14 protein-coding genes are annotated in these 13,581 nt (G+C 66.3%); 9 read left to right on the forward strand and 5 right to left on the reverse strand.

The window, feature by feature from the left end:
* Positions 1 to 829, forward strand: an 829-nt coding sequence (locus B3587_RS12830; protein WP_292729254.1) for an endonuclease domain-containing protein, incomplete at its 5' end; no start/stop codon positions are given.
* Positions 830 to 948: 119 nt separating this feature from the next.
* Here B3587_RS12830 and B3587_RS12835 read toward each other — a convergent pair.
* Positions 949 to 1,515: a GNAT family N-acetyltransferase gene (locus B3587_RS12835; protein WP_292729257.1), complete on the reverse strand. Its 567-nt coding sequence runs from the start codon at positions 1,513 to 1,515 to the stop codon at positions 949 to 951.
* Entirely contained in the window at positions 1,512 to 2,174 is a 663-nt protein-coding gene (locus B3587_RS12840; protein WP_228178220.1) for a pentapeptide repeat-containing protein, read from the reverse strand. The genes B3587_RS12835 and B3587_RS12840 overlap by 4 nt, the downstream gene beginning before the upstream one ends.
* A 233-nt stretch (positions 2,175 to 2,407) precedes the next feature.
* On the opposite strand from B3587_RS12840, the gene ileS reads away from it, so the two are divergent.
* The 4 genes from ileS to ndk are packed head-to-tail and all read left to right on the forward strand — an operon-like array spanning position 2,408 to position 7,981.
* A complete protein-coding gene (ileS, locus tag B3587_RS12845) occupies positions 2,408 to 5,809 on the forward strand; it encodes an isoleucine--tRNA ligase (protein ID WP_292729260.1) in 3,402 nt (1,133 codons plus the stop codon).
* A complete protein-coding gene (locus B3587_RS12850) occupies positions 5,806 to 7,158 on the forward strand; it encodes a bifunctional folylpolyglutamate synthase/dihydrofolate synthase (RefSeq protein ID WP_228178222.1) in 1,353 nt (450 codons plus the stop codon). Before ileS ends, B3587_RS12850 begins: the two co-directional genes overlap by 4 nt.
* Entirely contained in the window at positions 7,155 to 7,562 is a 408-nt protein-coding gene (locus B3587_RS12855; protein ID WP_292729262.1) for a DUF4233 domain-containing protein, read from the forward strand. The genes B3587_RS12850 and B3587_RS12855 overlap by 4 nt, the downstream gene beginning before the upstream one ends.
* A gap of 2 nt (positions 7,563 to 7,564) precedes the next feature.
* Positions 7,565 to 7,981 (forward strand): nucleoside-diphosphate kinase, encoded by a 417-nt coding sequence (gene ndk, locus B3587_RS12860; RefSeq protein WP_292729264.1) that lies wholly within the window; start codon positions 7,565 to 7,567, stop codon positions 7,979 to 7,981.
* 39 nt (positions 7,982 to 8,020) lie between these two features.
* Here the strand turns inward: ndk and B3587_RS12865 are convergent, their stop codons facing one another.
* Positions 8,021 to 8,287 (reverse strand): hypothetical protein, encoded by a 267-nt coding sequence (locus B3587_RS12865; RefSeq protein ID WP_292729267.1) that lies wholly within the window; start codon positions 8,285 to 8,287, stop codon positions 8,021 to 8,023.
* A gap of 196 nt (positions 8,288 to 8,483) precedes the next feature.
* A complete protein-coding gene (locus tag B3587_RS12870) occupies positions 8,484 to 9,092 on the reverse strand; it encodes a vitamin K epoxide reductase family protein (RefSeq protein ID WP_228178226.1) in 609 nt (202 codons plus the stop codon).
* A gap of 269 nt (positions 9,093 to 9,361) precedes the next feature.
* Here B3587_RS12870 and B3587_RS12875 point away from each other — a divergent pair, with 269 nt between their 5' ends.
* Positions 9,362 to 11,827: an Rne/Rng family ribonuclease gene (locus tag B3587_RS12875; RefSeq protein ID WP_292729279.1), complete on the forward strand. Its 2,466-nt coding sequence runs from the start codon at positions 9,362 to 9,364 to the stop codon at positions 11,825 to 11,827.
* A gap of 9 nt (positions 11,828 to 11,836) precedes the next feature.
* Here the strand turns inward: B3587_RS12875 and B3587_RS12880 are convergent, their stop codons facing one another.
* The gene (locus B3587_RS12880; RefSeq protein WP_228178227.1) at positions 11,837 to 12,112 is read right to left on the reverse strand and encodes a DUF4031 domain-containing protein; all 276 of its coding nucleotides are present in this window, start codon (positions 12,110 to 12,112) and stop codon (positions 11,837 to 11,839) included.
* A 218-nt stretch (positions 12,113 to 12,330) separates the two neighbouring features.
* Here B3587_RS12880 and rplU point away from each other — a divergent pair, with 218 nt between their 5' ends.
* From rplU to B3587_RS12895, 3 genes are all read left to right on the forward strand, one after another.
* A complete protein-coding gene (gene rplU / locus B3587_RS12885; protein ID WP_292729271.1) occupies positions 12,331 to 12,639 on the forward strand; it encodes a 50S ribosomal protein L21 in 309 nt (102 codons plus the stop codon).
* 19 nt (positions 12,640 to 12,658) lie between these two features.
* Positions 12,659 to 12,916, forward strand: coding sequence for a 50S ribosomal protein L27 (gene rpmA / locus B3587_RS12890; protein ID WP_228178968.1), 258 nt, complete (start codon positions 12,659 to 12,661; stop codon positions 12,914 to 12,916).
* A 95-nt stretch (positions 12,917 to 13,011) separates the two neighbouring features.
* On the forward strand, positions 13,012 to 13,581 hold a 570-nt coding region (locus tag B3587_RS12895; RefSeq protein ID WP_292729276.1), incomplete at its 3' end, for a GTPase.

The following is a 13,581-nucleotide window of genomic DNA, read 5'->3' on the forward strand; positions in this document are numbered from 1 at the left end:
GATGGATCTCAGCGCGTTCGTCGCGACTCACGGGGGTGTCATACCGTCGTCGTGGCTCAGAGCTCGGCGCGTCTCGTCGCGACGCCTCACTGATGCCCTCCGCTCGGGCGTTCTCATCCGGCCGCGGCGAGGGTGGGTTGCCGTGCCGACCGCCGATCCCGAGCTCATCCGTGCCGCGGGGGAGGGCGTGGTAATCACCTGCATCTCGCTCGCGCGCCGCCGCGGGCTCTGGGTTCTCAAAGAGCCGGAGTGGCATGTTGCCGCTCCATCCCACGCCGGTCATGTGGGGCTGCCCGGCGCGGTAACGCACTGGCGGACGCCACTCGTGCCTCGACCACCCGGCTCCTTGGAAGATGAGATCGAGAACATGCTGGTTCAGGTCGCCCTGTGCCAACCGGATGACGCGGCGCTGGCCATCTGGGAATCTGCGCTGCGCACGGGGCGAGCAGACATTGATCGGCTGCGAAACCTCCCACTCCCAGAGCCGGCCTCTCGACTTCTCGATCAGGTAACGCCTTGGTCGGATTCAGGGCTCGAGACGATCGCCGTCGTGCGGTTGAGGTGGCTCGGGCTCCCGCTGCGTCCGCAGATCTGGATCGCCGGCCACCGTGTCGATCTGCTCATCGGCGACAGGCTCGTTCTCCAGATCGATGGCGGGTCCCATGTTGGCGCACAACGGGACAGTGACAATCGGCACGACGCCGAACTGCGTCTGCGTGGCTATCACGTCATCCGGGTGGGTTACCGGCAGGTCGTCGACAACTGGCCGGAGGTACAGGCGCTTGTCATGGCTGCCGTCGCGGCAGGCCTCCACCGTCGTCCGCGCTAGGCATCCGGCTGGTTAGGGCTGTCGCAAACCGGGTTCACTCGGGAGGCGATGCGCGATCGGGAGGGCCCAAGTGGCGTACCTGGTCCTCCCGAGTGGTCACGCCCTCCGGAATGGCCGAGTCAGGGCGACGGATGCCGAGAGCGCCAGGCCGCGCGCGAGATCGCGAAAGCCAGGTGCGGCATGTCGATGTCGCGGTAGTGCTTGACGAAACGCTCGCGGACCGTCATCCCGAGCCGGATCGCGACGTTCATCGACGCGAGGTTCGTATCGCGCACTATCGCGTAGATCTCCGGCACAACGACGTTCGCGAAGCCCCAATCCAGGCATGCGGATGCAGCCTCCGTGGCATATCCGAGACCCCACCGCTGCCGCAGGAGGTGATATCCGACCTCGACGACCTCTGCCGTTGCAGTGCGCTGAACGGTGAGACCGCAGTCCCCGATGACCTCGTCGGTCTCCGCATCCGTCACGGCCCACAGCCCGAACCCGTCGTCGCGATAGCGGCGGAGTTGGCCCTCGATCCAGGTGGCCGTCTCCGCCGGAGAGAAACCATGCTCGTACGCGCTCATCGCGACCTCGTCGCCGAGCACACGATGCAACGCCGAATGATCCTGCGGCGTGAGCTCTCGCAACCCGAGCCGAGCCGTCTGTATGCCCGAGAAGGCAGTCGCCGGCTGGGGAATCACTCGAGGACCCGGATGCCGAGAGCCATGGCCAGGGGCGTCGAGTGCTGCTCGACCTGCCGCGTCGTGAGCGTCGCGCCGCTCAGTCCTGCCGGACTGGTGAACGACAGCGCCTCGAGCCCTCGGAGGTCGAGGTGCTGCGAACGCAAGCCCCGAGAGTCGACCTCATCGGCGTGACATCCCTCGAAGGTGACACGGGTGAGCGCTGCCTCAGGGAGGTCCAGAGAACCGAACCGGCAGTCCACGAATCGAACATCGGTCACGGTAGACATGCTGAGGTTCGCGTAGTCGATGCGCATTCCACGGAACTCGACGCCGTCGAGCTCGGCGCCGCTGAGTTCGAGAGTCGCGAGTCGCCCTCCGTTAATCGTCACGGTGCGCCAGGCGCTGTTGGGTGCGATCAGCCGCGTCGCACGGATGCCACTGATGAGAACATCACGCACCGAGGCGCCGGCGAGAGTCAGGGAGTCGAGGTCGACATCCGGAATCTCACACTCCGCGATTCTCGCGAACGAGCCGTCTACCTCGCCGCGAAGCGCACCCACACGCACGCCGAGAAGGTCATCGTGACGATCGATCGCCGCAACCGATTCGAGACTCGCCGGAAGGTCGGGGCTGCTGACGCGCGGAGCCAGCGGTTCATCGGATCGAGAGCGAGGCACGCATCCACCCTAGGCGCCGCTAGAATCGAGCAATCAGCACCGATCCGGCCATCACCGGGGAGCTCTCGGAAGAACGGTCCCGCGAGGGGCTCAGTAGAACCGAGCGGGTCAGGCCCGTCACAGCCGCAGTGAGAGGGGCTGGACCGGACGCAGACCGGACCGGCACGCAGGGTGGTACCGCGGCTCGCGAGAGTCGTCCCGGCAGATGATGTCCGTGACCACTGCGAGATGACATGAGCTACCCCCGCCCCTCCGCCTTCGGCCCCGCCGCTGACGTTTCGCCGAGCCCGCGCTTTCCTGCGATTGAGCGCGACGTGCTCGCGTTCTGGAAGCAGGACGACACCTTCCGTGCGTCGATCGAGCAGCGCGACGGCGCACAGGAGTGGGTCTTCTACGACGGCCCGCCGTTCGCGAACGGACTCCCGCACTACGGGCACCTTCTCACGGGCTACGCGAAGGACCTCTTCCCGCGATTCCAGACCATGCGCGGCAAGAAGGTCGACCGCGTCTTTGGATGGGACACGCACGGCCTGCCCGCCGAGCTCGAGGCCATGAAGCAGCTCGGCATCACCGAGAAGGCCGAGATCGAACAGATGGGGATCGCCGCGTTCAACGCGAAGGCCCGCGAATCCGTGCTGACCTACACCCGCGAGTGGGAGGACTACGTCACCCGGCAGGCTCGGTGGGTCGACTTCGAACGCGGCTACAAGACGCTCGATGTCGGATACATGGAGTCCGTGCTCTGGGCTTTCAAGAGCCTCTACGACAAGGGGCTCGCGTACGAGGGCTACCGCGTGCTGCCGTATTGCTGGCGCGACGAGACCCCGCTCTCGAGCCACGAGCTGCGCATGGACGACGACGTCTACAAGATGCGCCAAGACCCCTCAGTCACCGTGACCTTCCCGCTGGTCGGCGCGAAGGCTGAGGCCCTCGGACTCACCGCTGTCCGCGCACTCGCGTGGACGACGACGCCGTGGACCCTGCCGACAAACCTCGCGCTCGCGGTGGGTCCCGACATCCGTTACGTCGTCCTGCCCGGTGGCCCGAACGGTGCGGCGGACGTCCACCGTACGCCTGGGGGAGCGGCTGACGACGCGGTCGAGACGATGGCGCACGAGTACCTGCTCGCCGAAGACCTGCTCGCCGGCTACGCGAAGGACCTGGGGTACGAGAGCCCAGAAGAAGCCCGTGCCGCTGTCTCCCGCAGCATCCTGGGTTCGGAGCTCGCGGGCGTCTCGTACGACAGGCTCTTCGACTACTACGCGGATGCCGAGACCTGGGGCACCCAGAACGCGTGGCAGATCCTCGTCGACGATTACGTCACGACCAGCGACGGCACCGGCATCGTCCACCAGGCCCCGGCCTATGGTGAGGATGACCAGCGGGTTTCGGAGGCTGCCGGCATCCCGACGATTCTCTCGCTCGACGAGGGTGGTCGCTTCCTGCCGCAGGTGACGGATGTCGCCGGGCAGCTGTGGATGGACGCCAACCGTCCCCTCATCCGCCTGCTGCGCGACGGCGGCCGGTTGCTGCGCGAGGCCAGCTACGAGCACTCCTACCCTCACTGCTGGCGGTGCCGGAACCCCCTCATCTACAAGGCAGTCTCGAGTTGGTTCGTGCGCGTGACCGAGATCAAGGATCGCCTGATCGAACTCAACGAGCAGATCACCTGGGCTCCCGAGAATGTCAAGCACGGCCAGTTCGGCAAGTGGCTCGAGGGCGCGCGCGACTGGTCGATCAGCCGCAACCGCTATTGGGGCTCTCCCATCCCGGTCTGGAAGAGCGACAACCCCGAATACCCGCGCGTCGATGCGTACGGGTCGCTCGAGGAGCTCGAGCGGGACTTCGGCACACTCCCACGAAACGAGGCAGGAGAGGTCGACCTGCACCGGCCGTACATCGACGACCTCACGCGCCCGAACCCCGACGACCCCACCGGTCAGTCGATGATGCGCCGCATCGAGGATGTCTTCGATGTGTGGTTCGACTCGGGGTCGATGCCCTACGCGCAGGTGCACTACCCGTTCGAGAACCACGACTGGTTCGATGAGCACGCGCCCGCCGACTTCATCGTCGAGTACATCGGTCAGACCCGCGGCTGGTTCTACGTCATGCACGTGCTCTCGGGTGCCCTGTTCGACCGCCCGGCCTTCACCGGCGTGTCCTGTCACGGCATCGTGCTGGGTTCGGACGGGCAGAAGATGTCGAAGTCGTTGCGCAACTACCCCGATGTATCGGAGGTCTTCGACCGCGATGGGTCGGACGCGATGCGCTGGTTCCTCATGTCGAGCTCGGTGCTGCGCGGCGGCAACCTCGTCGTCACCGAGGAAGGCATCCGTGCGGGAGTCCGCGAGTTCCTGCTGCCGCTGTGGAACGCCTGGTACTTCTTCGCCACCTACGCCAACGCCGCTGCCGGTCCCAATGGCGCCGGCTACGAGGCGTCGTGGCGCACCGACTCGACCGATGTGCTCGACCGCTACATCCTGGCGCTTCTTGGAGACCTGGTTGCCGGTGTCGCTGCCGACCTCGAGGTACTGGACTCGACGAGCGCTGCCGAGAAGCTCCGCGATTTCGCCGAGGCGCTCACCAACTGGTACATCCGCCGTTCGCGCGACCGATTCTGGGAGGGCGTCACCGACGACCCGCGTTCCCGCGAGGCGTTCGACACCCTGTACACGGTCCTCGAGACCCTCACTCGCGTGGCTGCGCCGTTGATCCCGCTCGTCGCAGAGCGCGTCTGGCAGGGGCTCACCGGCGGACGCAGCGTCCACCTGCAGGACTGGCCGGATGCGGCATCCTTCGCGCCCGCTGCCGACATCCGCACCGCGATGGATGCCGTCCGCGAGGTATCCAGCGTCGCGAACGCGCTGCGCAAGAAGGAGGGCAAGCGCGTGCGCCTGCCGCTCTCGCGCCTCACGGTGGCTGTGACCGATGCCGCGGCCCTCGGCCAATTCGAGGGGATCCTGCGCGACGAGCTGAACGTCAAGAGCGTCGAACTCGTCGAGCTCACGGAAGGCCTGGCCGAGTACTACGGCATCAGCCAGCGGCTCGCGGTCAACGCGCGGGCTGCGGGCCCGCGCCTTGGCAAGCAGGTGCAGCACGTCATCGCCGGCGCACGAGCCGGCCTCTGGAGCGAAGAAGATGGCGTGGTCGTCGTCGACGGGATCACGCTCGAGCCCGGCGAGTACGAACTCACCCTCGAAGCCGGGGGAGTAGCCGAGGGCACCGCGATCGCGCTTCTCGCGGCCGGAGGGTTCGTGCTGCTCGACACGACCACCACGCCGGAACTGGAGGCCGAAGGGCTGGCGCGCGACGTCATCCGGGCTGTTCAAGACACGCGTAAGGCTGCGGGATTCGACGTCAGCGACCGCATCCGACTTCGGCTGCTCTTCCAGAACGCGGATGACGGCCACGCGGTCCAGTCCGCGTTCGAGGCTGCCGACGTTGCGGGGGAGACGCTCGCCGTCGACGCGCGGGTGCTGATCGCGGGGGAGCTCGACCCGGCCGATGCCGGCGGCGTGAACACGTTCTCTGCCGTCGCCGCGCGCGGGCACGGTGTGAACGTCGCGAAAGGAACCTACGCGAACCGCGGTTCGTTCATGGTCGTGGTCGAGCGCATCGGAGGAGCAGCATGAACGAGCGAGAGCGCGCAGACGCCGTCTACGACATCCTGCTGACCCGCCAGGGAGAGCAGTGGGTGCAACCGCGGATCGAGCGCACGCAGAAGCTGCTGGACTACCTCGACAACCCACAGCGCACGTACCGGGTCGTGCACGTCACCGGAACGAATGGCAAGACCTCCACGAGCCGCATCATCGAGAGTCTCATCCGTGCCCACGGGCTGCGCACCGGAATGTTCACGAGCCCGCATCTCGAGCGATTCACCGAGCGCATCCTCATCGACGGCGAGCCGGTGACCGACGAGGCCCTCGTGGCGGCCTGGGACGAGATCGCACCCTTCATCGATCTCGTGGATGCCGAACTCACGGCATCCGGTGATGCGGAACTCACCTTCTTCGAGCTGCTGACGGTGCTGGCCTTCGTCGTGTGCGCTGACGCGCCCGTCGATGTGCTGGTGCTCGAGGTCGGGATGGGCGGACTGTGGGACTCCACGAACACTGCCGATGGCGATGTCGCCGTGTTCGCGCCCATCGACCTGGACCATGCCGCGCGGCTGGGCGACACGATCGAGCAGATCGCCACCGTGAAGGCTGGGATCATCAAGGAGGCTGCGGCTGTCGTTTCTGCCCGGCAGGCGCCGTCAGCTGAGGCGGTCCTGCGCGGACAGTCCGGACGACGAGACGCGACGTTTGCTATCGAAGGCGACCAGTTCGCGCTGCAGAAGTCTGCCCTCGCCGTCGGCGGTCAGCTGATTTCGGTCCGCGGGCTGGCCGGCGAGTACCCCGATCTTTATCTTCCGCTGTACGGATCGCACCAGGGTTTCAACGCAGCCCTCGCCATCGCGGCTGTAGAGGCCCTGATCGGCGGCGGGCAGCAGCCCATCGCTTCTGATGTGCTCGTGGAAGGTCTGTCCAGTGTCACGTCTCCGGGGCGGCTCCAACTCGTCGGAACGGACCCGACTGTGCTCGTGGATGCTGCACACAACCCCCACGGCGCGCGAGCTCTCGCCCAGGCACTCGGCGAATCCTTCGACTTCGACGAGTGGGGAGTGGTCGTCGGCATCCTCTCGGACAAGGACGCCGACGGTATCGTCACTGCACTGAGTGAGGTAGCCGCAGAGTTCTTCGTCACCGCGCCCGACTCGGACCGCGCAACGGATGCCGATGCGCTAGCCGATCTGCTCGAAGCCCGAGGTCTTCCCGCAGCCGTCTTCCCCGAGCTGGAATCTGCTGCCGAGGCTGCACGGTCGTGGGCGAGCGCAGCGCCGCGGCGCGCCGTCATCATCACCGGCTCGGTAGTCCTCGCCGGCGAAGCGATCACGCTCTCGGCAGACAATGAGTGGAAAGCGGGGTCAGGCGCGTGAGCGCGGACGAGCCCGCGGCGCCCCGCCGCACCCGCGGTGCTCGCGAGTCCCTCGGGTCGGTCGTTCTCGGCTTCGAGTCGATCATCGTGTTCCTCGGCGGCCTTGTCGTCTACGGCCTTCGTGTGCTGCCCGACGGGATCGAGCCGTGGTGGGGGATCGTTGCCGGGTCCGTGCTTGCACTGGTGATGGTCGTCATAGCTGGACTCCTCCGCCACTACTGGGCAATCGCGGTGGGCTGGGCTCTTCAGGTGGTCGTTCTGCTCGGCGGCTTTCTGGTGCCGGCCCTCGTCGTCGTCGCGATCATTTTCGGTGGTATGTGGGCGTATGCGACGATCAAAGGGGCATCTCTCGATGCTCGCAACGCCCGACGCGCGGCACCCCCCGAACCCTCGAACGGAGAATAACGATGTCGACCGAAGAGACCCTCGTTCTGGTGAAGCCCGACGGTGTAGCGAGGGGCCTGACCGGCTCGATCCTCGCGCGCATCGAAGCGAAGGGATACGCCCTCGTCGACATCCGTTTGGTCGAACCCGACCGCGATCGGCTCGAGAAGCACTACGCCGAGCACGCCGGGAAGCCGTTCTATGAGCCCCTTCTCGAGTTCATGATGTCCGGTCCGTCGGTGGCCATTCGTCTCGCCGGCAATCGGGTGATCGAAGGCTTCCGGTCTTTGGCAGGCACCACCGAGCCCACGACGGCAGCGCCGGGAACGATTCGCGGCGACTTCGGCCGCGACTGGGGGCTGGCAGTCCAGCAGAACCTCGTCCACGGCTCTGACAGCCCCGAGTCCGCCGCGCGCGAGCTCGAGATCTGGTTTGGTTGACGACTCGGCGGCGCTGCTCAGAGGGATCCATGGGATTCGTCATGGTGCGACGGTGAATTCGACCGCCGCCGAGGCGCACGACGCGCCCTCGGGACACGTTGCGATGTCCCAGTAGTTCGAGATCGACGCTACGGCCTGCCCCGGGCGGATCGTCGGTGGGACAGTGATGGACACCGCGAACGACCCGTCCGGGTCCGGCGTGACACGCGCTTGCGCGAGCGGAATCGTCTCGCCGACCGGCTGGATTCGCACGGTCAGCTCCGCGCCGGCGGGGAGGGGGCAAGCATCCGTGGTAGAGACTGTCACGATTCTGCCTGGCCTCGGGTTGTCGGGATCGACGGTCAGGGTCGGGACGCACACCGTGGATGGAGCGCTCAGGCATGACGTCAACGGTGCGCACGCGACAACGAGGAGCATCGCCATGACTCCAGTGCTGACGCGCCGATTCATGGCGCCACGTTAGGCCTGCGCGCCCCGACCCGTCCAGCGGTGCGGTGTGATTCTAGAGACCGAAGATGTTGGTCAGAGCCCGTGTCGGTGCCAGCTGCGCGACGATGACGATGATGCCGTAACTCACGATTGTCGCCAGCGGTACCCACCTCATGAGACCGCGCGAGAACCGCAGCAGGCCGGGCGATGTTCCAAAGGCGCCCGAGCGCATGGCGTGGACGGTGACGGCGTAGAACGTCGGAATCGTCACGCTCCACGTGACCATACACCAGGGGCACAGGGTGCCGAGAACGAACAGGCTCTGGCTGATGAGCCAGATCACGAAACCGAACGCGAACAGCATCCCTGCCCAGAAAAGCAGCCAGAACCAGCGGGCAAAGCGTGCGCCGGCCAGCAGCGCGGCTCCCACGACGATCGGTGCCACCCAGCCGGCGAGCCCGAGGATCGGGTTGGGGAAGCCGAAGACACTTCCCTGCCACGACTGCAGATTCGCCGTGCACTGCACCAGGATGCTGAAGTCGCAGGACGCTGTCGCATCCGGGTCTGCCAGAAGGTGGAATCGCTCGACGGTCAGGCTGAACGCGGCGTACCAACCGATGACACCGGCGAGGATGAGCCAGACGGCAAGGCCGATGGGTCGACGAGCGGATGCTGCGGGCATGCGTCAATTCTGGCATCCGTCTTCTTAGGAGACGCCTGAAAAGCGCGGGTCATCCGAACCAATGGAGTGTTTGTGCTCCGATAGTGCGATAATTGCCGGGACGAGTCCGCGGCCGCGCCGCGCGACATGTCGTCACAGACTTCCGGGCAATGGCTGCCCGTCGCAGCGTGAGCTTCGAGCCTGCTGCACACCGAGTTGATGAGCGACCTCCGGGTCGCGGAGATGTCGTCGGGCGACGCGCGGGGTCGCTCGGCAAGGAGTACGCCGACATGGGCGATGAGAACGATGTACAGAACACGATCGATGCCGACACGGAAGGCACACGAGACGACCTGACCGAGTCCTCCATCGCCGCCGAGACCGAGGAGCAGACTGCCTCGCAAGACGAGTCGACGGAGTCGGCGCCGGCTGAACACGATCCGGCTGCCGTTCCCGAGGCTGAGACGCCGGAGGGCGCGGTCGACGCGGAGCAGCCGGCAGCACCGGACACCGAGGTCGAGGATGCTGCACCTGCTGACGAGCAGATCGACTCCGCCAGTGACGAGAACGCCGCAGCATCCGAGCCGCAGCACGATGGTGCGGCACCGGAGCAGTCAGCTGCCGAGTCGGAGAGCGACGAGGCTGAGACTCCCGCCGAGCCGGACAGCAACGACGAGGCTCAGGCGGCCGACGAGCCGGCGGGCCCGCCCACTGCCGTCAGTCTGGGGCTGCTGCCCGAGAACTTCGTGTCGTCGGTATCGACGGCGCTGATGTTCTATGCGCCCGAGATCACGCCTCTTCCCGCACTTCCCGAGGACGAGCCTGACGACTCCGAGCCCTCCGGGTCATCGCGGCGCCGCAACCGTCGCCGCGGTGGCGGAGAGTCCCGCGAGGACAACAGGTCTAACGGACCGCGTCAGCGTCAGGCTGAAGTGATCACCGAGCCGCAGCGGATCAAGGGGTCGACCCGTCTCGAAGCCAAGAAGCAGCGCCGTCGTGACGGGCGCGAAGCTGGCCGCCGCCGCACCGTCGTAACCGAAGCCGAGTTCTTGGCGCGCCGCGAAGCCGTCGACCGCGTGATGGTTGTGCGTTCGAAGAACGGACGGGTCCAGATCGGGGTGCTCGAAGACAACGTGCTCGTCGAGCACTACGTTGCTCGCAGTCAGGATGCTTCCCTCATCGGCAACGTCTACCTCGGGCGCGTCCAGAATGTGCTCCCCAGCATGGAGGCAGCCTTCGTTGACATCGGTCGGGGCCGCAATGCGGTGCTCTACTCCGGCGAGGTGGACTGGGACTCGGTCGAGACCGGCAACCAGCCGCGACGCATCGAGCTTGCGCTGAAGTCGGGCGACAAGGTTCTCGTTCAGGTGACGAAGGATCCGGTCGGGCACAAGGGCGCCCGTCTCACGAGCCAGATCTCCCTGCCGGGCCGCTACCTGGTCTACGTGCCCGGCGGCGCGATGAACGGCATTTCCCGCAAGCTCCCCGACACCGAGCGCGCGCGGCTGAAGAAGATCCTCAAGGAGGTTCTCCCCGAGTCATCGGGCGTCATCGTGCGCACCGCGGCCGAAGGGGCCACCGAAGATCAGCTGACGCGTGACGTGCAGCGCTTGACCGCGCAGTGGGAGCACATCAACCGCCAGGTCGAGACCACCGGTGCTCCGGCGCTGCTGCACTCCGAACCCGACCTGCTGGTCAAGATCGTCCGTGACGTGTTCAACGAGGACTTCTCGCGGATGCTCATCCAGGGTGAAGATGCCCTGCACACCATTTCGCGCTACCTCGAAGGTGTCGCGCCCGACCTGCTCGAGCGTGTGTCGGCTTACGAGGGTGACGCCGATCCGTTCGATGAATTCCGGATCACGGAGCAGATCGAGAAGGCGCTGGACCGAAAGGTGTGGCTCCCCTCGGGCGGTTCGCTCGTGATCGACCGCACCGAGGCGATGACGGTCATCGACGTCAACACAGGAAAGTTCGTCGGCTCCGGCGGCAATCTTGAAGAGACAGTGACCAAGAACAACCTTGAAGCCGCTGAGGAGATCGTTCGTCAGCTGAGGCTGCGCGACATCGGTGGCATCATCGTTGTCGACTTCATCGACATGGTGCTCGAATCGAACCGCGACCTGGTGCTACGTCGCCTGGTGGAATGTCTGAGTCGGGATCGGACGAAGCACCAGGTGGCTGAGGTCACGTCCCTTGGCCTCGTCCAGATGACCCGAAAGAAGCTCGGCCTCGGCTTGCTGGAGACCTTCAGTGAACCGTGCGAGGTCTGCGCGGGTCGAGGGGTCATCGTTCATCACGATCCTGTCGTCAAGCACCGCACCGCGGCTTCCGGCAATGGTTCGCCGCGTCGGAGCCGAGGCGCGGCTTCCGGGAACGGTTCGTCCTCTTCCTCGTCGTCGTCTCAGGCGGGCAACGGCACGCACGTCATCACAGAGGGCGTGAAGTCGGCCCTCGCGCAGATCGCGGCATCCACGATTCACGCCCCCGTCGATGCGGCGGCCGTCGAGGAAGTCGTTGTGGCGGCGGTTCAGGAGGCGAGTGAGCCGGCCCCCGAGAAGCCCAAGCGTCGCAAGAAGAAGGCAGAAGCCGAGAAGCCCAAGTCCGAGAAGGAACTGCTCCTGGATTCTGTGCTCAACGCCCTACCCGAGCCGAAGGCCCCCGGCCAGGGACGCGGGCGGCGTCGTGTGACGACTGCCGCGCTGACAGGAACTCCCGTTTCTGCGACGCCAGCAGGGTCGGACGACGAGTCCTGACCGTCGTCCCTACGTGCCCTGACGGCGCTCACGTGCCGTCACACGCAGCCCCGACGCGATGAGCGCGCGAACCAGCGTGTGACCGTCGACGGGCCGCGCTCCGGCCGCCACGAGCCTCGCGTGCGCCTCGGCGGGAACGTCGTAGTGATCACGGTCGAAACCGCGGCGCGGGATGTCGTTTTGCTCCGCGAAGTCATGGAGCTCGGCGAGGTCAGTGTCGCTGATCAGGTGCGACCACAACCGGCCGTGCGCCGGCCAGCGGGGGTCGTCGATCAGAATCGTCACGCGCCGATCATAGGTGCTGGCCGACTGAGGTCGTCGGCGATGAGGGCCGCTTTGCGACTACGCCGCCGCATCGGGTAAAGTATTCCTTTGGTGCGTCGTGTGCCGCGTTCCGGACGGCGGCACGTCAGGGCCTCGGTTCCGCACCGCAGCGGTCATCCCCTACGGATGACCCCTCAGACAGACCGGAGCGCTGTGCTCCCAGAAGAAACAGGTGTGAAGTGGTTTACGCAGTAGTGCGCGCCGGCGGCCGGCAGGAGAAGGTTTCGGTCGGCTCGATCGTCGTTCTCGACCGTCTCGCCGCCAAGATCGGCGACAAGGTCGAGCTTCCGGCCGTGCTGCTCGTGGACGGCGACACCGTCACGACCGACGCTGCGAGGCTTTCCAAGGTCAGCGTGACCGCCGAAGTTCTCGGCGAAGAGCGCGGTCCGAAGATCGTCATTCAGAAGTTCAAGAACAAGACCGGCTACAAGAAGCGCCAGGGGCACCGCCAGGACCTCACGCGCGTCAAGGTCACCGGAATCAAGTAAGTCCCAGGAAGGCGCAGCAATGGCACACAAAAAGGGCGCTAGCTCTACCCGTAACGGTCGTGACTCCAACGCCCAGCGACTGGGCGTGAAGCGTTTCGGCGGCCAGGTCGTCAACGCCGGCGAGATCCTCGTTCGTCAGCGCGGCACGCACTTCCACCCCGGCGCGAACGTTGGTCGCGGCGGCGACGACACGCTGTTCGCGCTGTCGGCCGGCGCTGTCGAGTTCGGCACCAAGGGCGGCCGCAAGGTCGTCAACGTGGTGGCCGCCGCGGAGTGATCTGCAGCTGACATCAGTTTTCGGAAGGGGCGGGCTTCGGCTCGCCCCTTCCCGTCATCCGGCCCCGATAAGCATCCGAAGACAGGAGAAAGCGCATGGTCACTTTCGTCGACCGCGTCACCCTGCACCTTCGTGCGGGTAAGGGCGGCAATGGATGTGTGTCGGTTCGCCGTGAGAAGTTCAAGCCGCTCGCCGGACCCGACGGCGGCAACGGCGGCCACGGCGGCGACATCGTGCTGGTCGCCGACCCCCAGGTGACGACCCTGCTCTCTTACCACCACTCGCCCCACCGATCAGGTGGCAACGGCGGATTCGGGATGGGTGACAACCGATCCGGCGCCGCCGGCGAATCCATCGAGCTTCCTGTTCCGCTGGGTACCGTCGTGAAGGACCCGTCTGGCGAGGTGCTCGTCGATCTCATCGAGCCCGGGATGCGTTACGTCGTGGCCCCGGGCGGTCTCGGCGGTCTCGGCAATGCCTCGCTCGCCTCGCCGAAGCGCAAGGCCCCGGGCTTCGCACTACTTGGCACTCCAGGGTGGGAGGGCGATGTCGTCCTCGAGTTGAAGACGGTCGCCGACGTTGCGTTGGTCGGTTTCCCCTCTGCGGGAAAGTCCAGCCTGATCGCGGCCATCTCAGCTGCGCGCCCGAAGATCGCTGATTACCCG

The sequence above is a fragment of the Microbacterium sp. UBA837 genome, from assembly GCF_002296025.1.
GTDB lineage: Bacteria > Actinomycetota > Actinomycetes > Actinomycetales > Microbacteriaceae > Microbacterium.

Bases quoted from the DNA above. Each gene is read 5' to 3' on its own strand.
- B3587_RS12875 (WP_292729279.1), top strand. From the start codon at position 9,362: ATGGGCGATGAGAACGATGTACAGAACACGATCGATGCCGACACGGAA.
- ndk (WP_292729264.1), top strand. From the start codon at position 7,565: ATGTCGACCGAAGAGACCCTCGTTCTGGTGAAGCCCGACGGTGTAGCG.
- ileS (WP_292729260.1), top strand. From the start codon at position 2,408: ATGAGCTACCCCCGCCCCTCCGCCTTCGGCCCCGCCGCTGACGTTTCG.
- rpmA (WP_228178968.1), top strand. From the start codon at position 12,659: ATGGCACACAAAAAGGGCGCTAGCTCTACCCGTAACGGTCGTGACTCC.
- B3587_RS12870 (WP_228178226.1), bottom strand. From the start codon at position 9,092: ATGCCCGCAGCATCCGCTCGTCGACCCATCGGCCTTGCCGTCTGGCTC.
- B3587_RS12850 (WP_228178222.1), top strand. From the start codon at position 5,806: ATGAACGAGCGAGAGCGCGCAGACGCCGTCTACGACATCCTGCTGACC.